Origin of the sequence: Burkholderia seminalis DSM 23518 (assembly GCF_902832885.1) — a bacterium.
GTDB lineage: Bacteria > Pseudomonadota > Gammaproteobacteria > Burkholderiales > Burkholderiaceae > Burkholderia > Burkholderia seminalis.
Genome location: NZ_CADFDK010000021.1, coordinates 1 through 22,011, shown reverse-complemented (window position 1 = coordinate 22,011; position 22,011 = coordinate 1). Strand labels below are relative to the sequence as shown.

Annotated in this window: 14 protein-coding genes and 1 pseudogene; 9 read left to right on the top strand and 6 right to left on the bottom strand. The window is 61.5% G+C overall.

Translation table 11 applies throughout. The annotated features are described in order from the left end of the window. The first annotated feature begins 359 nt into the window (after positions 1-359). The 6 genes from HWX00_RS34150 (at position 360) to HWX00_RS34125 (ending at position 8,861) form a co-directional block, all read left to right on the top strand. Positions 360-5,177, top strand: a complete 4,818-nt coding sequence (locus HWX00_RS34150) for a YadA-like family protein (RefSeq protein ID WP_175028065.1) — start codon at positions 360-362, stop codon at positions 5,175-5,177. Between the two features lie 14 nt (positions 5,178-5,191). Then, positions 5,192-5,860: a hypothetical protein gene (locus tag HWX00_RS34145; protein ID WP_175028066.1), complete on the top strand. Its 669-nt coding sequence runs from the start codon at positions 5,192-5,194 to the stop codon at positions 5,858-5,860. Positions 5,861-5,889: 29 nt separating this feature from the next. Beyond that, the gene (locus tag HWX00_RS34140) at positions 5,890-6,102 is read left to right on the top strand and encodes a hypothetical protein (RefSeq protein WP_058904043.1); all 213 of its coding nucleotides are present in this window, start codon (positions 5,890-5,892) and stop codon (positions 6,100-6,102) included. Between the two features lie 15 nt (positions 6,103-6,117). Continuing rightward, on the top strand, positions 6,118-7,560 hold the full coding sequence (locus HWX00_RS34135) for a DUF1173 domain-containing protein (protein WP_175028067.1): 1,443 nt from the start codon (positions 6,118-6,120) through the stop codon (positions 7,558-7,560). A 261-nt stretch (positions 7,561-7,821) separates the two neighbouring features. Beyond that, on the top strand, positions 7,822-7,959 hold the full coding sequence (locus HWX00_RS34130) for a hypothetical protein (protein WP_175028068.1): 138 nt from the start codon (positions 7,822-7,824) through the stop codon (positions 7,957-7,959). Between the two features lie 8 nt (positions 7,960-7,967). Further along, complete coding sequence (locus HWX00_RS34125; protein ID WP_175028069.1) at positions 7,968-8,861, top strand: Crp/Fnr family transcriptional regulator; 894 nt, start codon at positions 7,968-7,970, stop codon at positions 8,859-8,861. 868 nt (positions 8,862-9,729) lie between these two features. On the opposite strand, the pseudogene HWX00_RS34120 reads toward HWX00_RS34125, so the two are convergent. The 5 genes and pseudogenes from HWX00_RS34120 to HWX00_RS34100 all read right to left on the bottom strand — a co-directional run. After that, positions 9,730-10,326 (bottom strand): annotated as a pseudogene (locus HWX00_RS34120) (IS66 family transposase); the annotation flags it as partial. Between the two features lie 84 nt (positions 10,327-10,410). After that, positions 10,411-11,229, bottom strand: a complete 819-nt coding sequence (locus HWX00_RS34115) for a polysaccharide deacetylase family protein (RefSeq protein WP_319001389.1) — start codon at positions 11,227-11,229, stop codon at positions 10,411-10,413. Between the two features lie 173 nt (positions 11,230-11,402). Next, positions 11,403-12,557: a glycosyltransferase gene (locus HWX00_RS34110; protein WP_175028081.1), complete on the bottom strand. Its 1,155-nt coding sequence runs from the start codon at positions 12,555-12,557 to the stop codon at positions 11,403-11,405. A gap of 340 nt (positions 12,558-12,897) precedes the next feature. Continuing rightward, on the bottom strand, positions 12,898-14,751 hold the full coding sequence (locus tag HWX00_RS34105; protein WP_226194317.1) for a clostripain-related cysteine peptidase: 1,854 nt from the start codon (positions 14,749-14,751) through the stop codon (positions 12,898-12,900). Positions 14,752-14,965: 214 nt separating this feature from the next. Further along, the gene (locus HWX00_RS34100) at positions 14,966-16,687 is read right to left on the bottom strand and encodes a hypothetical protein (protein WP_175868182.1); all 1,722 of its coding nucleotides are present in this window, start codon (positions 16,685-16,687) and stop codon (positions 14,966-14,968) included. Positions 16,688-17,183: 496 nt separating this feature from the next. Between HWX00_RS34100 and HWX00_RS34095 the strand changes: the two genes are divergently transcribed. The 3 genes from HWX00_RS34095 to HWX00_RS34085 all read left to right on the top strand — a co-directional run bounded on the left by HWX00_RS34095 (position 17,184) and on the right by HWX00_RS34085 (position 21,612). Then, positions 17,184-17,921 carry a response regulator transcription factor gene (locus HWX00_RS34095; protein WP_124702978.1) on the top strand — a complete coding sequence of 246 codons (738 nt, stop codon included), beginning with the start codon at positions 17,184-17,186 and terminating at the stop codon, positions 17,919-17,921. 218 nt (positions 17,922-18,139) lie between these two features. Further along, positions 18,140-18,919, top strand: a complete 780-nt coding sequence (locus HWX00_RS34090; protein WP_175028071.1) for a response regulator transcription factor — start codon at positions 18,140-18,142, stop codon at positions 18,917-18,919. Next, positions 18,916-21,612 (top strand): hybrid sensor histidine kinase/response regulator, encoded by a 2,697-nt coding sequence (locus HWX00_RS34085; protein WP_175028072.1) that lies wholly within the window; start codon positions 18,916-18,918, stop codon positions 21,610-21,612. Before HWX00_RS34090 ends, HWX00_RS34085 begins: the two co-directional genes overlap by 4 nt. Here HWX00_RS34085 and HWX00_RS34080 read toward each other — a convergent pair. Continuing rightward, a complete protein-coding gene (locus tag HWX00_RS34080; RefSeq protein WP_175028073.1) occupies positions 21,592-21,843 on the bottom strand; it encodes a hypothetical protein in 252 nt (83 codons plus the stop codon). The two genes, HWX00_RS34085 and HWX00_RS34080, sit on opposite strands and share 21 nt — an antisense overlap. Positions 21,844-22,011: the final 168 nt, after the last annotated feature.

The following is a 22,011-nucleotide window of genomic DNA, read 5'->3' as shown; positions in this document are numbered from 1 at the left end:
GTGCGTGTCCAGTACGCCTATGGGGTCTGTACGACAGACCCCGGTTCGCCAGAGTGGTTCAGCCATCACCGTGCGGCTCAGCACCACGCGATAGCACCCACTCGAGCGTGCGTTGGCGTCCACGATGGGGAATTCCCTCCCCTGACTGCCGATATCCCGATGCTGCGCGACGCCTTCGAGGGTGCCGTACTCGAGATTCACCAAAGGCAGCACCGTCGGATCTCCGGCGATGTTGCCGAAACAAACCCCTCTGTTCCCGGAATCTTGGCGGAGGACAGGAACAGAGGGCTCCAGGTCCTGCGCGAGCGCAGGCGTAAACGTCCCGTAGACCGGGCACTCGTTGTTAAGCGGGGATTGTAATGAAATTTTCGAAAAGCCCTACACCAAGTGGTTTATCGATCGCGATCGCTGCGGCGCTTGCATCGATGGCTGGTCCTGCGCATGCTCAGACGTCCGGAGACGGCGCGATTGCAAACGGGAATGGTGCCGTTGCCTCTGGCGATTACTCCGTTGCGATCGGCACGGCGGTTACCTCTGCCGGTCCTCGATCGTTGAGCTTTGGTTACGCGTCCACGGCCGCCGGAGCCGATTCGATCGTACTCGGTACTTCGAGCACGGCGCAGACCAATGCGGTTGCGATCGGTAATACGACGGTGGCCAGTACGAATGCAACGGCAATTGGGGCCGCCGCCACCGCTGCGGGTAATGGTTCCGTCGCGATCGGAAACGGCGCCGTCGCCAACAATTCGCAAGATGTCGCAATCGGCTCAGGATCCACCACGGGCGCCGCGCACCCGCTTAGTAGCTTCGGTATTGCTGGTCAGAGCTACTCGGTGGCGGGATCAACGTCCAACGGGGTGGTGAGTTTCGGCGCGCCGCAAAATCCGAGGCAACTGACTAATGTTGCCGCCGGCACCGTTAGTGCAACAAGCCTTGACGCCATTAACGGATCCGAGCTCTATCAAATGGGACAGGCAGTTGGCAGTCTCTCGACGTCGACGAGTCAGTCCGTGACGTCGCTGTCGACTGCGACCGCGAACAATGCCACGGGAGTTGCCGGCGTATCTTCCGGGCTCGCTGCGCTGTCCACCACCGCCTCACAATCTTTAGCGTCGCTATCGACAGGGCTTGCGAGCAATACGGCCAACGTCACGAACCTGTCGAGCAGCGTAGCCTCACGAGTAGGCTCGCTCTCAACCAGCGTGGCCAGCTCTGGTACGGCGGTGGCCAGCTTATCGACCGGTATTGCGCAGTCGGGCGCGTCGCTGTCAACCGGCCTGGCAAGCAACACGGCTGGCATCACGAGCCTGTCGAGCAGCACGGCATCAGGCTTTGGTTCGCTCTCAACTGGGCTGTCCGACGTCGGCGCGACGGTCGCGAGCTTGTCGACGAGCACAGCTGCTGGGTTCTCTTCTCTGTCGACATCGACCGCTCAAACGGTCAGCAGCCTGTCCACCGGGACGGCGGGCGCGATTGGGTCGTTGTCGACCGGAACCGCGCAGTCTGTCACGTCGCTGTCTACGGGCCTCGCCAGCAACACGGCCAGCGTCACCAGTTTGTCGAGCAGCGCGGCGTCAGGCTTTGGATCGCTCTCGACCGGGCTGTCCGACATCGGCGCGACGGTTGCGAGCTTGTCGACGAACACCGCTGCAGGGTTCGTGTCGTTGTCGACGTCGACCGCTCAAAATATCAGCAGCCTGTCGACTGGCATGGCCAGCGCGATAGGTTCGTTGTCGACCGGGACCGCGCAGTCTGTCACGTCGCTGGCGACGGGCCTCGCCAGCAACACGGCCAGCATCACGAGCCTGTCGAGTAGCACGGCATCGGGCTTTGGTTCGCTCTCAACTGGTCTGTCCGATATCGGCACGACGGTCACGAGCTTGTCCACGAACACCGCTGCCGGGTTCGCATCGCTGTCGACGTCGACCGCTCAAACGATCGGAAGTCTTTCCACGGGAACGTCGAGCGCGATCGCGTCGCTGTCGATAACGACAAGCCGATCGATCTCGTCTCTTTCGACTGGCCTGGCTGGCGATGGCGCGATACTCTCGGCAATGCAGTCCGGTCTGGCTGCAGGGACCGTTGGTCTGGTTCAGCAAGCAGGCGGTGCCGGCACGGGCGCGATCACAATCGGCGCCGGTACCGGCGGTACGGTGCTCAACGTCGCCGGCAACGCGGGCGCGCGGCAGGTCAAGGGTGTGGCTGCAGGCACAGACGCTACCGACGCGGTCAACCTGCAGCAGCTGCAGAGCGTGGCGGCTCAGACAGGCGCAATCGGCTCGAGTGCGGTCGTCTACGACGATGCGTCCCACACGCGCATCACCTTTGATGCGGCGGGTGTGCCAGTCACTTTGACCAACCTCGCTGACGGCTCCGTGGACGCCGGCAGCACGGACGCGGTCACCGGCCGGCAACTCTATGCCGTGCAGCAGGCGACGAATGCCAACAGCGGTTCGATCGCCGCACTGTCTACTTCAACGCAGGCGGTCACATCGTCGCTTTCGACGGGCGCGGTTAATAGTGCGGCCTTGTTTGGTAGCTTTTCAACGAGCACGGCTGCTACTTTCTCGCTCCTGTCGACTGGCTTGTCCTCGACCAACGTCACCGTGTCATCTCTCTCGTCGGGTCTGGTGGCCGGAACCGTCGGGTTGGTCCAGCAGACCGATGGGACCGGCGGTGGCCCGATCATGGTCGGGGCCAACACCGGCGGTACGTCCCTCGACGTGGCCGGCACATCCGGACCGCGTCAGGTCAAGGGCGTTGCCGCGGGCACCGACGGTACCGATGCGGTCAACCTGCAGCAGCTGCAGAGCGTGGCGGGCCAGACGGGCGCGATCGGCGCGAGCGCAGTTAGCTATGACGACGCGTCGCATACCCACGTCACGCTCGGTGCATCAGGTTCGCCCGTGACCCTGAGCAACCTCGCGGACGCCTCGTTGAACGCGAGCAGCACCGACGCTGTGACGGGGCGGCAGCTCTATGCTGCCCAGCAGACGACGAATGCAAACGTCGGCGCGATCGCTGCCCTGTCCACGTCAACGCTGGCGGCATCGACCTCGCTTTCCACGGGCATCTCCAGCAACGTTGTCTCGATCGCGAGCCTGTCGACTAGCACGACAACGGCGCTTTCTTCCCTCTCGACCGGCGTCTCCCATGGCCTGGCATCGCTGTCGACCGGCTTGTCCTCGGCCAACGCCGGCGTATCAGCCCTCGCGTCCAGTCTTGCGGTCGGGACAGTCGGGCTGGTTCAGCAGTCCGGCGGTGCCGGCATCGGCACGATTACGATCGGCGCCAGCACCGGCGGCACCGCGCTCGACGTCGGCGGAACTGCGGGCGCGCGGCAGATCAAGGGCGTAGCCGCCGGCACGAGCGCCACCGACGCAGTCAACCTCCAGCAACTGCAGGGCGTAACGGCCGCTGTGGGTGCCGTGGGCGCCGGCGCAGTCTCCTATGATGACCCGACGCATTCGCGCGTCACGCTCGGCGCCCCCAGCACAGGATCGCCCGTCCTGCTCACCAACGTCGCAGACGCGGCACTGACGACCACCAGCACGGACGCCGTGTCTGGTCGGCAGCTCTACACCGCCAACCAGGCGATCAGCACCAACGCGATCTCGATCGCAACGCTGTCGACGTCGACGGGCTTCGCCGTGTCCTCGTTGTCCAGCAGCGTCGCCAACGGTGGGGCGACGCTCGCCGCGCTGCAGTCGGGGCTAGCGGCCGGCACGATTGGGCTGGTGCAGCAAGCCGGCGGTTCCGGCGCCGGCACGATCGCTATCGGCGCCAGCACCGGGGGTACGGCGCTTGACATCGCCGGCACCGCCGGCGCGCGCCAGGTCAAAGGCGTGGCCGCCGGGACTGACGCTACCGATGCGGTCAACCTCCAGCAGCTGCAGGGCGTGGCATCTCAGGCCGGGGCGCTCGGCGCGAGCGCGGTCGTCTACGACGATCCCTCGCATACGCGCGTCACCTTCGGTGCGGCGGGTGCGCCTGTCACCTTGACCAACGTTGCTGATGCGACCTTGACGGCGAACAGCACCGACGCGGTCTCGGGACGGCAACTGTACGCGACGAACCAGAGCGTCTCCGCCCTGGCTGGCCAGCTCGCAACGGGTACCGTCGGGATCGTGCAACAACGCGGCGGCTCGAGCGCCGGCGCGATTACGATCGGTGCCGGCACCGGCGGCGCCAACATCGACGTCAGCGGCTTGGCTGGTGCGCGCCGCGTCTCCGGCGTGGCAGCGGGTGTGAACGTCACCGACGCGGTCAATGTCGGCCAGTTGAATCAGGTTATCGGTACGGTCAATACGATCGCCGGCAACGCCCTGTCTTACGACGACCCCGCAAAACTTAGCGTGACGCTTGGAGGGCTGGGAGCCGGTGCGGCCGTCACCGTTCATAACCTGGCGCCTGGCTCGTTATCAGCGGCCAGCGCAGATGCGGTCAACGGGGCTCAGCTCTTTGCGACGAATGCGAACGTCGCCGCCAATACCAGCGCGATCGACGCACTTTCTTCCCGGCTTGGCGCGATCCTCCCGTCGAGGTTCAGTCAGAGCCTCCCCGAGCCCGGTCAGGGCAGCCTCAAATATGCCGCGTTTAACAGCACCGGTGGCGGTTCAGTGGCAACCGGCGCGGACGCGACGGCTATCGGCAGCAATGCGGTGGCCATCGGCGATCGCAGTGCTGCACTCGGTGTGGGTGCCATTGCCCAAGGCAGCGGCTCGATCGCGGTCGGCAGCGGCGCTGACGCGACTGGCGCCAATGCCGTTGCGCTTGGGGCTGGCTCAGTGGCTGACCGCAACGATTCGGTGTCGATCGGAAACGCGGCCACTGGTATGACGCGAACACTCACCAACGTCTCGGCCGGAACGGCTCCGACCGATGCCGTCAACGTCCAGCAGCTGAACGACTCCGCGACGAACCTGAGCAACCGCATCGAACATGACCGGCGGGACGCCAACGGTGGTATCGCCGCGGCTGTCGCGATCGCCAGTCTGCCCCAGGCGCCGGCGCCCGGAAAGAGCATGGTGGCCATCGGGGGCGGGACGTACGGGGGGCAGTCCGCCATGGCGCTCGGCATTTCAACGTATGCCGGCCACTGGATTCTGAAGGCGAACGGCTCGACCGATACGCGCGGCACCGTGGCCGCCGGCGTAGGCGCGGGATTCGTCTGGTAACCAAGGAGACCACCATGAATTCGAAGCTTCCTGCTGGACCGGACGTGGCAACGGGCATCGGTCTGCGCAATCCCGACGTGCCGATCGCTTTCGAGCGCGCGCTGCAGGCTCGCGTCGACTACGCGATGGCGATCTGCACCACCGATGAAGGATCCGAAGCGCGGGCCGCACTCCTGAAACGGGCACGCTATGGGGCGAGCGATCTCGGCCGAGATCTTGTCTTGGTCGGGGCCGACGATCTCGGTTGCTCGCCGTTGCTCGCCGACGTGCCCGTGTTGCGAGATGCGTTCGAAAGCGCCGTCAACTGGGCGCAGGTCGATCAGGCCAACGCCGAGGCTGAACTGGCGGAGGCCTTGGCTGAAGCGGAGAGCGAGCTGGCGCGAGAAAAAGCGGCCGACGAGCGACGTGCCAAAACAAAGGCGGCAATCGAAGCCGGCGATTGGCCGGCGCTGGATCTTCCAACGCCCGAAGCGTTCGTGCACGCGCTGACCGCGGGCAAATCGGTCGACGTCGACGGCCACTCGTTCGACTTCGTCAGCGGCGAAGGTCTGTGGTGTACGAATCCGTATGGCGTCGATGCCTATTTCGGAGACGCCATACCGTCGGTTACCTACGCCCGTGAACTGCTCGGTGCGATCGCGCTCGGCACCGTATTCGGCGACGTCCCGCCCGACAGCGATTGAGCCACCCCATCCCCATACCGGAGCTACCCATGACCGATCAGGTGTTTCGAAGTGGCAAACCCGTGACCGCACACAGCATCGTGTCGGCGGCGATCGCCGGCGACATGACGGCCGACGAGGCCGTGGAACTCGTCCAGTTGCTGATCGAGGCCCGCGCGCGCGGCCTGGATGTCCGAGAGGCGGAGCCCCGCTCTGCCAAAGCGCCCTCGAGGGGCTTGGCGAAGCGCTCAGCCGCCGTTTAAACCAGGAGATCTGGCATGCAGAACTTTGAATTGGACGGGTTGGAATATGAGGCGGGAAGCAATAGTTTCCTTGCGAAACTGCCAGCTGCGCACGAGGCGAAGACACGTCCGCTCTGCCTGTGCTCGACTCCGCCGATTCCGATGTACATCGCACGTTTCGAGGGGCGCTATCAGGTCAAGCGTATGCCCGGTACCGGCGCGAAGCACAAGCTCGGCTGCGACTCGTACGAAACCCCGCCCGGCCTGAGCGGTTATGGCGATGTAGAGGGGGCGGCCATCGTTGAGGATCCGGAGTCCGGGGAGGTCACCCTCAAGTTCGGTTTCGCGTTGGCGAAAGGCGCGGCGCGGGAGATGCCGGAGCCCTCTGGCGACGAGCCTGACAGCATCAAGACGGATGGCAAGAAGTTGACCTTGCGGGGTTTGCTGCACTACCTCTGGGAACAGGCCGGCCTGAATCGCTGGTCGCCGGCCATGGCCGGCAAGCGCAACTGGTCGGTGGTCCGCAAGTATCTGCTGTTGGCCGCTGCGGGCAAGAACGCGAAGAAGATGAGCCTCGAGGACATGCTGTACGTCCCCGAGATGTTCGTCGGCGACCAGAAGGACCGCATCGCCCAGCGACGCACGGAGCATCTCGCCCGGATTTCTGTTTCCGAGTCCGGGAAGCCGCACTTCGTGCTGGTGATCGGTGAGCTCAAGGAAATCGCGACCGCTCGCTTTGGCTTCAAGCTGGTCATCAAGCATCTACCCGACTATGGCCTGATGGTCGACGAGAAGACCAAGAAGCGGATCGAGAAAGTCTTCGCGTCGGAGCTCGAGATCTGGTCGGCCACGGAAGGCACCCACCTCATGGTCATCGCCACCGCGAGCCTGTCAGCGGCCGGTATCGCTACCGTCCAGGAAGTGTCGATGATGCTGACCAACGAATCGTGGATCCCGTTCGAATCGCTCGCCGATATCGCGCTGCTGAAGGCCTTGGCCACCCGTCGGTACCAGAAGTGCCTGCGGTACAACCAGACCGCGAAGCATCCAATCGCCACGGCGTTGTTGACCGACGCCGAGCGCGGTACGGCGCTCTACGTTGTGCCTGCCGACGTGTCGTCCGCCTACCAGTCCGAGCTCGACGCGCTTATCGCGGAGTCGGAGCTGGATTCATGGATCTGGCGGCCGGGGACCGAAGTGATGCCCCCGCTTCCCCTGACCGCCTTCGACGCGGCACGCAAGGCCCAACGGCAACCGCAGCCGCTCGCATCGGCACCGGCCACCAATGCCGTAGCGGCACCGAGGCCCGCGACTGCGCGCGAGCCCGAAAACAGAACGCCCGCGGCGGTTAAGGCGCCCGAAACGGAGCCGGATTCGACTCGGCTGTTCGCCGAGCCTCCGGTCGTCGATGAGCCGCCCCCGATGTTCGATGAAGATCCGCCCTATACCGATGAGGATCGTCCGGCGAACTGGTTGTGAGTGCAACTGGTTATGGAGTTGCCCGGTTCCGCTGGACTGAAAGCGACTCTTTTGGAATGTTTTGTATCGCTAACGAATACGGAGGAGTGGGTAGACAAGCCAAAAAAACGCCCCGAGTGCAATCGGGGCGCGAATAAGACGACGTACGACAGGGACCTTCAGCGTCGCAGGCGTCACACGAGAAGTTTCGGATTCTAGAACAGAAGCGTGCCCTGTCAAGCGTCATCTATGTGACAGCAACTTAACGAATCAGCACATCAGATGATGATCCAGAACAACATTGGCCGTATTGCCGGTGAGGCATTGAAAACAGATGCAACGGCGATTCCGCTCCGCTACGTGGTAGCGGCCGGCGTCGACCCGGATAACCAGAATTCGAGGGTATCGGGCACGGACTGAACCAGCTCATGACTCGGCTGATTCCCGGTACGTCGCCGATTCTGGCGCACGCTCCGGTGAATCCGACCTGTCCGGCCGCCAGCGACGACTGGATGGCTGTGCCTACGCACGCCCGCAGTCGACGCAAGGCGCTGCCTGCGCGCGTTTGGCCGACGGATATTCCGTGTCCGGCGCCGGCGAACAGCCCTCGGCTGCTGCGCGAGTTGAAGTTGCGCCTCGGCCGATATCTCGAAACGCCGCAGGCCTGGTTGCCGGCCCTGAATGCGGCCAATGGAAGCCGCCGCCAGCAGCGCAGCGAGCGCCGCATCGCGTGCGTGCAACTGGTGCGAGCGCTCGTCAAATTTTGTGACGTCTCGACGTTGCGTATCGCAGTGCCGGCGCAGAGCGGTTGGGTGGATTTCACCCTGCCCTACCTGGCCGAGCAGGCGGGTCTCTCGGTGCGCCGTGCCGAGCGCGCGCTGCGCGACCTGGTCACCGCACGGCTGGTGAAGAGCCGGCCACAATGCGAGGTTGAGGTCAGCGACGAAGGGCCGCGCTATCGCGGGTTGGCGGCGATTCGATACGTCACGCCCGCGTTATTCGAACAATTCGGCCTGGGCACGTGGTTGCGGCACGAGCGCACACGTGCTCACCTGCGCATGCAGCGCCGGCGGGACGCCGCGCGCAAGCGGGAGCGGAAGGTAGGCGCTGGTGGGGGCCAACTGCTCGCGCAGCTCACCGACAAGCTTGCGGCCGCTCAGGCTAAGGCTGTTGCCCGAGGCACGCTCTCCGAGAGTGATCGTCGCGCCGACCTCGAGCGCGCGGTCATGATCCGCGCCGGCGAAATCAAAGCTACCTATCCCGACTGGGATCGCGACCGATGTTTCCGGGTCGCGCGTAACCAGCTCGCTCCACCCGCCTAGCACCTAGGCGGTTCCCTCTCTCTCCATCGCTACCGCGAGGCCCGCGCTCGTGCGAATCGTGGGCAATGGCGTTTGTCGCTGGTGTTTTGTAGCGGATGGGCGGGCTTGCGGCACTGATTTTGGCGACGCGGCGCTGTGCTACCACCTACAGCTGTGAATAAGTGCATTTATCTGTCGGGACGGCTCGCCGTTAAGTGTCGGGGCTTCGTCAGAACCTATCTCTACCTATACCCCATATCGACCCGCGGCAAGCCGCGGCTTCACGCGGGCCTTGCCCGCTTGCGTGGCTAACCCCTCCGAACCACACACGCTGTCCTCCGGCAGGCCGTAAGCGCTACGGCGGCCGACGGCCGCCGCACCGCTAACGGCGCGACAAAAGATTTAGGGGCGCGTCAAAGCCGCACCCCTAAATCAGCGCGCGCGGGTGCGCGCCCATCTGCCTGCCAGCAACATCGACAATCGTCGGCCGCATAGCCAGCAGCGAGGGGGGAATTCAAATGCGCAACTAACGGTCACGCGCGTTGCATCCGCCCAAATTACCCTCCCGCGACTCCACACCTCAATGTCTACAAGATCCAGGGCCGCTCACAGCCGAGTGGGGATCCCCGCAATTCTGTTCGGCCCGCGCCTGACCGCGATACTCTGTCGAAAGGGCAACGTTTATGGGAGACGACGATGTGCTATTCGGCCAAGATCCAGGCGAACTATCGCGAGTACGTCCGACGCTACGGCGCCGACATGGACATCGACACATTTCTCCGCCTGTTCTTCGCGCGCGCGGCCGGGAACGACATCAAAATCCCGAAAGCGGTCGACGCCGCGTTTGACGGTATCGACGAAGAGATCACTGCTGCGATCGCCGCGTATCGAAGCCAGCGAACACGGAAGCTGGAGACCAACCTGTTCGAGCAGCGAACCAGACCACCGGCGGCTCTTCGGAGGCACTCGGCCGGTCATCACGCACGTATCCCACAGACGTGCTCTCTTTGTGCGACCGTTGCCGGGCGCCAGCACTGGCAACGGCGTGTCGTCAGCATCAACCTTGCCGCCGGCCAGCGCGGAGCGGCGCACGGTGTCGACCAACGGTGCGAGCAGCGCCTCGATGCTACCCATCCAATACCCCATCGCGCCCGGATCGATTCCGACGGTGTCACTCGCGTACATCACCGCTTTGCGGTGCAGGGGGAGATGGTACGCGAACTTCGACACGGCGATGTGAGCGCGCAGCGCTGGTCTCGGGATGCCCCGATAGATCGGGCGGCTCGGGGCCGCAGCCTGCGCGATGCGATCACAGCGCGCGTAGTCCAGCTTCGGACGGCGATGACGGATCACACGAAAGTGCGCACACACGTATTCGGTTGCTCCGCGATGTCTTCGCCCAGCGGCCCGAGCTGACCACCGCAATCGGGCAGTCATCGTCGGTGGGCAGATGAACGTGCTCTTCGCGTTCAAGATGTTCGGGTACAAGCCGAATGCAAGTTCGTCCGGTAAATCACCTTCATACGCGGGCCGCGCTTACCGCGCTATGACAAGCATGAGTGCTTGACGATCACATCGAATTCCTTGCGGAACTGGGATGCGTTCGACTGGAAATCATGAACCAGTTTGCCGTCCCTTCTCGACGCGAAAGAAACATTGCGGCCTGACCTAGCGATACCCGCGCACACTTGAACCACAGCCTCGTAGCCCCGACCCCGCCCGCGACCGGAATCCGCGGCAACAAAAACGGATCGTCGTTTGCACCGGCGCATCCGTGCCGGGTCGTCGTCGCGTTGCCGTAACCGGCAGCGATGACCTGCTCACGCACGCGTGCATCGAGATTGCCGTACGGATAACAGAACGATTCGACACATTGACCGCTCAGCATTTCGAGTTGCCGCTTCGATTCGGTCAACTGAAACGCCGAAACAGACGCCGGCACATACGACAGCGCGACGTGATCGAGCGTATGCGAGCCGATTTCATGGCCGTGATCGCGCCACGCGAGCATGTCCTCGCAGGTCATCAGCGGCGAGCGCGTGGTCGGCGCGCCCGCGTCCCAGTCGTTCGCGCCGCCGAACCGACCGGCGACGAAGTAGCAGGTCGCGGTGAACCCTAGCGTGTCCAGCACGGGCATCGCATGCGTCAGCACGTTGAGAAAGCCGTCGTCGAACGAAATGCCGAAGACCTTGCCCTGCCGATCCCCACGCAGGTACGGCTGGAGTTTGCGCACGCTCAGGCCGCGGTAGCCAAGCCGCCTGAACAGCGTCATCTGGCGGCGGAACGCGTCGGGCGTGACGCTCAGGCTGCGCAGCTGGTCGGTCGGCGGCGGTAGCGGGCGGATCTGATGGTACATTAGGATCGGGTAGCGTGGGGGGCGTGTTAGCATCGAACAGGTCGCAGGAAAGCGGGATTACGTGGCCTTGTGGAAGATCCGTAGGGTCTTGAGGTCTCCGACCTCAGTGAAATCGGCACTGGCGGGCCACCGCGCGATGATCGGTGCGGCCTTCCAGTAGGCCGGCGGTTCCTTGTGGCGCAGGTCCCGGTACCTCTTCCATATATTCACTGCCATTTCGTGGATCTCAAGGAAGTCACCCAGCGGTAGGGGTTGTGTCGAATCGACTTGTGATACACGGACAAGGTCGCGTCGACGAACTCGTCAAACGAGAATTCGCGCTTGCCTTTCAGCCACGCGCTGCGTCCCATCGCACGGACGCAGCCGGGTTCCTGCACGATCGCGCGCAGGATCGCTTCGATTGCCGCGGGCTCGCGCGGCGGGACGACCCAGCCGTCCACGCCCGGTTCGACGTTCTCGGGCAGCCCGCCCACTCGCGTCACGATCGCCGGGCAGCCCAGCGACATCGCTTCGCGGCACGCATACGACAGGCTCTCGTGGTACGACAGCACGAACGACACGTCGATGATCGAGAACGGCGTCCGCACATCGTCGAGCCGCCCAGTGAACGCGGTGCGCGACGCCATGCCGTGCCGCGCGATTTGCTCGCGTTGCTCGCCGGACGGCTCCGCGCCGACCAGCAGCACGCGAAACCGCTCGCGCTCGGCTTCCGGCAGGCGGCCGAGCGCGGCAATCAGGTCCATCCAACCTTTTTCGGGCGCGGTGCCGGCGCTGCTGCCCAGCACAATCGCATCCGCGCTGGACGCGCCGAACAGCGCGATTTTGCGGCGGCGGATCTCGTCGGCCGCGAGTCGTTCGGCAGCCGGCCGGCGCACGCCGTGCTTGACCACAGTGACGTCGCTGTACGGCGAGCGCAGCGCGAGCATGTTCGCGACGTAGTCGCTGACCGCGATCGTGTGGTCGGTGGCCAGCCGGGCACGCAGCAGGTTGCCGAAACTGTCGGCGCGATAGGTGTTGTGCTTGGTCAGCACGACCGCTGGTCGATACCGGTAGCCGAGCAGCGCCAGCATTACCTGCCGGTGATCGGCGGACCCGTTCACGTGGATTACGTCGAAGCGTTCGGTGGCGATCCGCTGGCGCAGCCTGAGAATCTCCCGGCACAGCCGGTTCCAGCGCGGCTTGAATTCCATGTCGAAGATCGCTACGTCGGGACTATCACTCAGCAGTCGCGACAGGCGGCTGCCTTCCGGCGACGCCACGGTCACGCGGTGACGGCGGCTCATCGCGACGGCGAGATCGCGGACGTAGGTGTCCTGGCCGCCGCCGTAATCGCCGTGGAAGTTGGTGTACAGAATGTTCATCATGCATAGCACCTATTCACCCGCGCACATCAAAGGACTTCATATTAAATCGATGAATGATTCACCATTGAGCCTTGCCAATAACGCCATTTCCGCGCTACCAATCCACCACGGTAACCACGCGAGACGTAACAGATACGTGAAGCGGGACCGTTCCTGAGTCTGAAACCCATCACGAAATTTTTGAGCGCTTCGAAAAGCAAATGCCATTTGCGTTTGAACACCCCAGCCGTCGTGGCACAGAGATACCCTGCCACACATCAATGGCGAATATATTGACTCGCTTAAGGCACGTGGCCCGTCTCTACCATTCGGCTTACGGCGGGCCACACTTTTCAGCTCAGGGGTTACGCGGATAAATATTCGTAAACTGGACGCTGTGTGTCGAATCGGTCGCCATAATTGCCTGGCTCAAACTACCGTGCACCGGGGTCAGTTGGAGATCAAAATTTGCCAGGCTGAACTCGGGCGTCGCCGGAACGAGATCGGTCGCCTTCCCTGTCGTGGTGTCAAACTTGGCGGCAAGGATGCGAACTTTGTCATCCGCGTCGGGCAACGGCATCACTCGGGGTACGCGATCTGCGAGCGCCGATGTCGTGCCTATCGCCGTCCACGGCACCGTTGCACTGGAATCGGACCGGTACAAGAGATAGGTCAGCTCTCCGTTCAGTTCGATGGGAACACCCCAGTATTTATTGTTATCGTCAGCATAGAGATAGCCGAGAATCACCGGGTAGCCATCGAGCGTAGGCCAGTCGGCCGACAGCGGCACATTGAACGACTGCGATGCGCTGAATTGACTTATATCGACCAGGGGGTTGCTGCCCACCAGCGTGGCCGTACCATCCGTTCCGACATTGGAAAAAAGAAGATTATCGAGAGAAAGAATCCCGGCGTCACTGGAGACGCTCCCGGTAATCGCCCCTCCCCTGACGACTGCATTGATATCGCTGATATGCGGCTTGGACGCGATGGCGGAAATATATTTGCTTGTGAAATCGCGGTACTTCGGCGAAAAATCGATCGCCTGATACTGTGACTGTGTTGCGCCAGATTTGAACGATCGAGACGGAAAGTAGACTGACAGGCCAGACGCGCTGCTGTAATTCGCACTGGTGTTGCTATATACCACCGCCTGACTGATCGCATTGGCCAGCGCAACGGAACCCTGAACCTTGTCCGCGATGTTCCGGGAGAATTGTTTCAGATCGACCAGATCGAGGGAGGGGTTACTGTCGGTGCCGCTACCATTACCGCCAAAGCCCAGTGAGGTCGCCCGCATCCAGGCGACCCGGGCCCAACTGTCATCCGAACCGGAAATCGCCGAGAGCACGGTTCCCGTCCAGGATTCGAGCGTAGTCTGAACGTTAGCGATCTTGCTCAGATCGATCAACGAAAGCGTACTGAATTCCCGCTCGCCGTCCTGTTTTTCGATGTACGAATCGGCAACCGACTTCCCAAACGTACGTGCGTCTTGCGTCGCGGAGGCCACGACAGTAGTCCAGTTCCAGCCGCTGCCGGGTTCGAGTTCCTGCGACGCCAAGAGATAGTCGGCATATGGGCTCAGTGCGCTCGCGACTTCAACCGTCGCCATCAAGCATGCGTCGAAGCCGATCAGATCAAAGCGAATATTCGCTGCTTTCTCGCCGTCCGCAATCGCCTTCGACAAATTCGGCAATGTCATCTGCGACCCGTTGAAATTCTCGTCGCCACCATATCCCGTCCAACCGCCCCCGTGATCCCACAGCAGCAGCTTGTAATTGCCTGCCGGATACTTGCTTTTCGCCCACGCAATGAAATCGGACAGGGTTGACGGCGCCCCCATGTCGACCTTGCCCAGATCCGCGACCTGCTGAAGCTTGCCGTTGGCGATGACATGGCGCTTTACATTGATCCAGTTCGGAACGAGGCGGGTGGGATCGTTGACGACATTCGCACCACCGGTTTCGATCACGATATTGGCATTGGACGGCAGGGTTGCCTTCAACATCTCTTCGAGGTTCTTCGTAGCATTTCTACCCGCCTCGTCGTTTCCACGACCACTCTCAAGATCGGAGCCGAGCATATAAACCATCACGGTGGTAGCGGCTTGCGGCTGGGGCTTCGGTTGGGGCGACGCAGTGTCGTCACCACCGCACGATGCCAGAAACACGACTAGCGAGAGTGCTGCCACTTTAATTGATAAGGATTTCACGATATCTACTCCATTTTTCAACAATGAATTCGAACTCCAAATTGGAGGGCGATATTTTTATTCAGTTATATTTTGCCGTGCGACCGGTTCGTCATTAAGAAACTGGACGCGTGTTCAGATAGCTCGGCCAATATTCGTAATGACCGAGCCAATCCCGTAAATACTTCGCCTGCGAATGCGTTCGGCAAATGCGGACGATCGATGCCCCCGCCTGTTACTGAACGACCTGAATCGGTACGGCGATATCCTGGTTGCGCATCGACGCCGCGGCCGCACGCGGGCTCGTATTGATCATCACGTAGCCAAGCACGCCCGGCGTCGCGTTCGGCCGCACCGTGACGGTGACACGTCCATTGCCGCTATTGACGCTGCCTTTCTCGACCGACGCCACCAGCCAGTCGGGCAAATTGGTGACTTGCCAAGCCAGCCTGATCGGCGTGGAATAATCACCCGCCGAAATCTGCAGTTCCGTGGATTCCCCGGCCTTCAGGCGTATCGCGTTATTTCGTCCGGCAGGGACTGGTCGGGTCGTGCCGTCGTCGTTCAGAACCTTTACGCCGAATGCCGGAGTGGAATAGCTAACGGTGTAAGGCTTGGCCAGCTTGTAGTCGTACAGATACGTTCTCGATATCAGGTCATTGTCAGCCCGCAGACCGAAATTGCCCTCGAATTTCGAAACCTTGATCTGCACGCTTTCTTCGACGGCTGGATCTCCCTCGGGCACGCTGAACAATACCCAGGCAACCGTCCCGGCCGTGCCGACGGTAGTGGGATCGGTCTTCCAGATATCACTGGCCGACGTCGCATGGGAAGAAATAAACTCCGCGATGCCATGGTCCGAAGACGAAATCAGATTTTGTGCGGAATAAGTATACGAAGTCGCAATTTCTCCGCTTACCGACGCAGTTACGCCCTTGTCTCCAAACGAAAGAGATCCGCCCATTTTTTGCGTCACCGTGGTGTTTCTCTCGACGGTTTTGGGCATGTAATTATCGACATTTCCCTGGATCACCACACCGCCCCTGACGACTGACAAGGAAAATGCCATATCGTGGAGGTTGTTGTAATAACCGCAGTAATCGCCCTTCACGCACGTATCCTTGCGCGTCGGATGCGTCTTGTTGATTCGCGGTTGAGGCGTAGTTTCCCAGTTAGCCTTCACGAGATAATAGTCGTTCTGCGTACTTGAATTCAGGCGATACAACGAAAACTGGAGTTTCGCGCTGCCGGCCTTTTGGTCGGACTGCCACCAATTGTCCGTGTACGACTCTAGGCTGACTTCCTGCGAGCTGTTGCCGAGCAGGGTCCATGCGGAAGGGTCGGGATTGGCATTGCCGGCGATGCCCGCCGGAGAGTCCACCGTCGCGCGCACCATAGCCGACTGCACTGCGGATTTCGTCAGACGCTGCCGCGCCTGGCTCGCCCGAACCGGGTCCAGGCAGCGATCGATGCCGTTCCCGTCCGTGGTGCCGTCCTGTATCTGGCACTCTACCGGCGCGCCGTCGACGGCGGATTTCGCCAGGATGAAGCCCGACGACTGCTCGCTCTTCGTGGCGACAGGGATCGATGAAGCTACCGGTACCGTGCTGATGATGCCATCCGTGCCGCTTGGCTCCATTGCGGCGACGCCGCTATCGACCTTGAAGACCGGCATATCGTCGGTCGGCCCCCAGATGTCGACATCGCCGTCGGCCACGATTGCATAGCCGGCATCGTAATGCGCAGCTATTGAGCATTTGTCGACATTCCCTGGCTGTACCCTGTACACCGGATATCCGTCGACGCTCGGAACGTGAGCGGTACTGCTGCAGCTAGGGAATGCTGAAACCTGCACATTCGGAGAAGCATCCCCGCCGCAGCCGGCCAATGCCGCACTGGTCAACAGCCCCACACCTAAAACCCGCGTACCGAGGATCGTTGACCTCTCATTTTTCATTGTCGGAATTCTCTCTATATTTCGATGCGCTATTCGCATAGCTTCCCCGTCGGTGATTGGCCACTCGCCGACTCGCCATCGACTTGCGACGCAAGCGGCGTATGCAGTATCGATTCGGTTGCGGGATGTGGAGTACTCGCCACATCGTTGGAGCGGACGATACCGCGGAGGAATATGCAAGTGGGAGTCAGGCCTTTGAAAGACTGTCGCTAAGGTTTGCCGGGCTCGATAAAATCTTCGTCCGAGAACAGGGCTCGCGACGGGATGCCGAGATCCAGACCGAACCGGGGTCGCACTCGGTGCTCGAAGGAGCCGACCATCAGCTGCGAGCTCAAGTTAGCGGCGGATGTTGCCGTTAACCCGGAAGAAGAGAAATCTCGCCCGTAAACAGTCCGGCGCTCCGGGTAGATAAAGCCATCGGACTCTCTCGCCAATCGATTGCGAAATTTACATGCCACAAGCAATTGAACGATCACGCTCCAGCGACATTTCCGGAATGCGGATCCTGATCATTGACGATAATCCTGACGATCGACTGCTGCTGGCGGAATACTTCGGCGGCATCGGTTGCCGCATTTTTGTCGCATGCGACGGCCAGGACGGCTTTCGCAAGGCGCTGGCCATTATTCCCGACCTGATCCTGATGGATGTAGGCATGCCGGTATGCGACGGCCTGACCACCACACGCCTTTTACGATCTGTTCCAGATACGCGCGCGATCCCGATTTGCTTCCTGACGGCAGCCGGCCAACCCGCCGAGCGCGTACAAGGGCTACGGTTAGGTGCCATCGACTACGTGTCCAAACCCTTCGATCTGAAGGAGGTTCACCTGCGCCTCAGCATCCATGCGCGTGCAGGCCGTTACGCATGCGGCAAAAACACTGCCGCGTATCCGGGCGATACGCTGGATACGCGCTTGTTTCGAGACGCCCGCTACCATCTACTTGCCCGTCTTCACGAAGCATCCCCCGTTCCGTCTCTCGCGCGTACGTTGAGCACGAATACTTTGCGGTTGAACCTGGTCTTCAAACGATGCACCGGCATGACGGTCTCGCAGTTCCTGTTCGAAGCGCGCATGCAATATGCGACAAGCCTGCTTACACAAACGACTATCGACATCCAGACGATCGCCGAGGCAGTGGGATATGGAACCCGGCAGAATTTCTCGACGGCGTACCGAAAACGATTCGGCGCTTCTCCAAACGAGTCGCGGATAAAGCAATTCGATGTATGACGCAGTGCAATACTTTGCGAATCGGTCTGTTTTGTTTGGTGCCGGATATTATTTTCGCCCGCCGCCGACGGCTGCCGGTTTCCGAGATATCCTCCCTGCGGTACATTGCTCCGCCGACGCGATGGTGACATTGCGGCACAACGAATGATCATTATTATCGGCAACACAATATGCATCCGTCCGATCTCTCCGCACGCAGCACATCGAGCCGCTGATTTATGACCCGCGTCCTTGTTGTCGATGACCACCTCGACGATCGTAGCCTGCTCGCCGAATTCCTCCGACAACAGGACTTTCGCGTATTCGTGGCGAGCGACGGCCTAGACGGTGTGAACAAGGCACGTGCCGTCCGGCCGGACCTGATTCTGATGGACATCAAGATGCCGGGTTGCGACGGGCTCACTGCGTGCCGCAGACTGAAAGCCGATCCGGCCACTTCAGACGTACCGTTGATTTTCCTGACCGCATCAAGCCAACCCCAGGAACGCGTTGCCGGCCTCGAGGCCGGGGCGATCGACTACATCACCAAGCCGTTCCATTTCGACGAGGTAAAGCTGCGCGTTGCCATGCACTTGAGATTGAATGGCATTGCGACCGAATCGGAACCGACAGCAGGCGTCCAGCCGCTTAATCAGGATGCTACGAATATCGACCTCGCGCTCTTCCGTCAAGTCAAGGCCATCGTGCTCGCCAACTTCGCCGACGAACCCGACGTCGAAGCGCTTGCCGCTCGGACCGGTACTTCACCACGTCGGCTATCGCAAGCGCTCAAACGTTGCATCGGGCTCACAATATTCGACTACATTCGAGAAGAACGACTCAAGGAGTCGAGGCGTCTGCTGCTCGAGAGCAACAGCGACATCGTGACCATCGCGCGTAGAGTCGGTTATACGAACGGTGCGAACTTCGCGACCGCGTTCAAGACACGTTTTGGCGTCTCCCCGAGTATGCTTCGCCGCGCGGGCAGCCATGCGAATGAAGCACTGACCAATCCATGATCGGCCGACGCACGCATGCGGGTAGCCAGCTGGCACTGGCGTGGTTGCTGATGTTTTTCGCATTGAGCGCGTTTTCGGCTGACCTTCGATGGCCGCAGGCAATCGACGTCGCATCAGGTTCCGGGTACCGATCGCTGGCGAACGACGTCATGCTGTTCGACGATCGCACGGCAAACCTCGCAGCTGACACCGTATTGCACAGCGACGGCTGGCAGCGTGCGACCGCGCGCACGCTGTCACGAGGTTTCACGTCGTCGACCATCTGGATCGCCGGCACACTCTCAAATCAAGGCGCGCAAACCACCACGCGATGGATCTCGGTCGATCCAGTACGTCTCGAAGACGTCGCTTTCTACGTGGTCGATCAAGATGGTAACGCGGCCAAGGTGCGCTACCGTTCCGGAATCGGAGCGCCGATCGCGAACCGGCCGCTCGAAACCGTCAGTACCGCGTTTCCGGTCACGCTGACACCTGGCCAGCAAATGCGGTATCTGATCCGCGTGCGAAGCCGTTCATCGATGACGCTGTCCTTGCATCTCTGGCACCCGAGGAATTTCCACGTGGAAGCCCAGCGCAGCATCACCGCGCATATGCTGCTGACAGGCGCCATGCTCGCGATGGCCGTCTTCTCGGCAGTGCTTGCAGCTGTGTGGCGCGACCGTGTCTTCGTGATACTGACGGCAACCGTGGTGTCCGAAGTCATCTACGAACTAGCCTTCGAAGGCTATCTTTACGCGCTGCTTCTTCATCAGGGTGGCGACTGGCTCGTGCGCCTGCCGAGCATCGCGGGCAACATCAGTGTCGCTCTGTTCTCGGCGCTGCTGTATTCGTTCATTGGATTCGACAAATTCGGTGCATGGCGCTGGTCTTACAAGATCATGATTGCGGCGCTTGTCGCCGCCGCCGCCTGGACCGCGTTCGGGGACTATCGCACAAGCGCAGCGGTCGCCATCCAGGGCACACTCCTCTGCAATCTGGTGTGGATAGCATCCGTGGCTCATGCGTACCGGCGCAAGGTGGCGAACGCGCGCCTTATTCTGATAGCGTTTCTTCCCGACTGTGCGACGCTCTTCATTCGCCTCGGTGTGCTATCCGGATTCATTTCCACCAGTTTTAGCGCGGGCACCGCACAGATCTGGGACAGTATCGGCGTGCTGGTTTTGCTATCGATGATCGTCGGCGGCAGGTCGCGTCAGTTACTGCTTGAGCAGCGACAAGTGCAGCGGCTGCTTTGGGCTGAACGCGAGGCCACTCAGGAGCGACTCGAGAATGCGGTTGCCACACGTACCCGCGAGCTGCGTAGCGCACTTGAGCAGGCCGACGGTGCGATACGGGCAAAGAGCGACTTCCTCGCCCGAATCAGCCACGACCTCAGAACGCCGCTCACATCGATTATCGGCTTCGCCGATCTAATCCAAGCGGATGGTCGCGAGGATGCGGAACGCGGTCGAGTCATCCGCCGCAGCGCCAACCACATGCTCGGTATGGTCAACGACCTGATCGACTATGCTAGGGGGCGCGAAGCGGACACGCTGTCACCCCAACCTGTGTACACCTACGCTCTACTGGACGCCGTTTCACAGCATGGCTATGCGCTCGCGAATCGCAGCGCTAATGAGTTTTCTCTAAACGTCGTCGGAGATCTACCGCCAGTCATCGAGCTTGATGAACAGCGTATGCACCAGGTGCTTGGCAACCTTCTGGACAATGCAGCCAAGTTCACGAACCACGGCAGTATCCTGCTGACCGTCAGCGCGGATCCTGTCGATAGCACGCAGCGGCGCTGGAATCTGCGCTTCTCCCTATCCGACAGCGGGTGCGGCATTGCTGTCGTCGATCACGAGCGCGTTTTCGAGCCGTTCGTGCGTGTAGGGGAATACAACCATCGGCCAGGTATCGGTTTGGGGCTTTCTATTGTCAAGCTATGGACCGACCGGATGGGGGCGACCTTGACATTCGACAGTACCCCAGGAATCGGAACGAAGGTCGTCATCGCGCTTACGGTCGATGAGGTGGACGAAGCGGGGGTCGACAGTCTGCGCATGCATGAATCGGCTGACGCGCTCCCGCTCATAGACGGAGATGGAAAACTCGTCCTTTTGGCCGAAGATACAGCCGAGATCCGAGAGTTGTTGCGCGGAGATTTGCTCAGCCTCGGGTTCGAGGTTGAAGCCTACGATAATGGCGCGTCAGCGGTCCGGAGACTGATTGCGAAGGATTGCCCGATTCCGGCACTCATCCTAACCGATCGACTCATGCCAGAGGCATCCGGGCATGACGTGTTGGCCGCTGCACGAAGCTGCCATCCACATGTCCCAGTCGTTCTCGTTTCCGCTGTGCCGTTTAGCCAGGCAGCACGGCCGGATGCGGGCGAATGTTTCGACGCCCAGCTTCTCAAGCCGATCAGTCTTGCCGATTTGCGTAACACAATCGCTACGCTGCTGAAGATGCAACGTGAGCTTCGACTGGCGCAGCCGGCATCGCAAGATCCACCGTTTCTCGAACCACCTGCCACGGTATTGCTCGACGAAGCACGCGTGCTGATCGAGCTGGGCGCGATATCCGATTTGCTTGACTGGGCGGAAAAGATTGCTCAGGCGGCACCGCGGCATGCACCCTTTGCGGCTAAAGTCAGTCAACTGGCAAAGAGAGGAGAGTTGCGGGAACTTCAGTCAATGCTCGACTTTTCCTGAAGCGACTTGCACTTTGATCGCACCGTTCGCGCTCCGTACCGCTTCGAGCAGCGCGGACGCCAGATCGAGCGGTCCGCCCGCCATCGAAAGCTCCGCGAGACGCCGGGCGGCGAACCGTGCGGTCTCGTCCTGAAATGCGCTGAGCGCGTCGCTCAGGTCGGGCGTCCGGTAGAGCCACGTCGATCCCGCACAGAAGCGTTGCCAGTCCCCATCGCTGTAAGCGCTCGACACGTACCGTCTGTTCATGAGGGCGCGGCACCGGCAATCTGATTCCCATCAGATGTAATGGGAATCAGATTGATGAAGCGTAAGCGTCCGAGCAGTACCGTAGTGCAGGTTGTTGACTGCGAAGCTCTGCGACGCTATCTGATGGGCTCGACGCGAGCAGTAGGCGGCAGC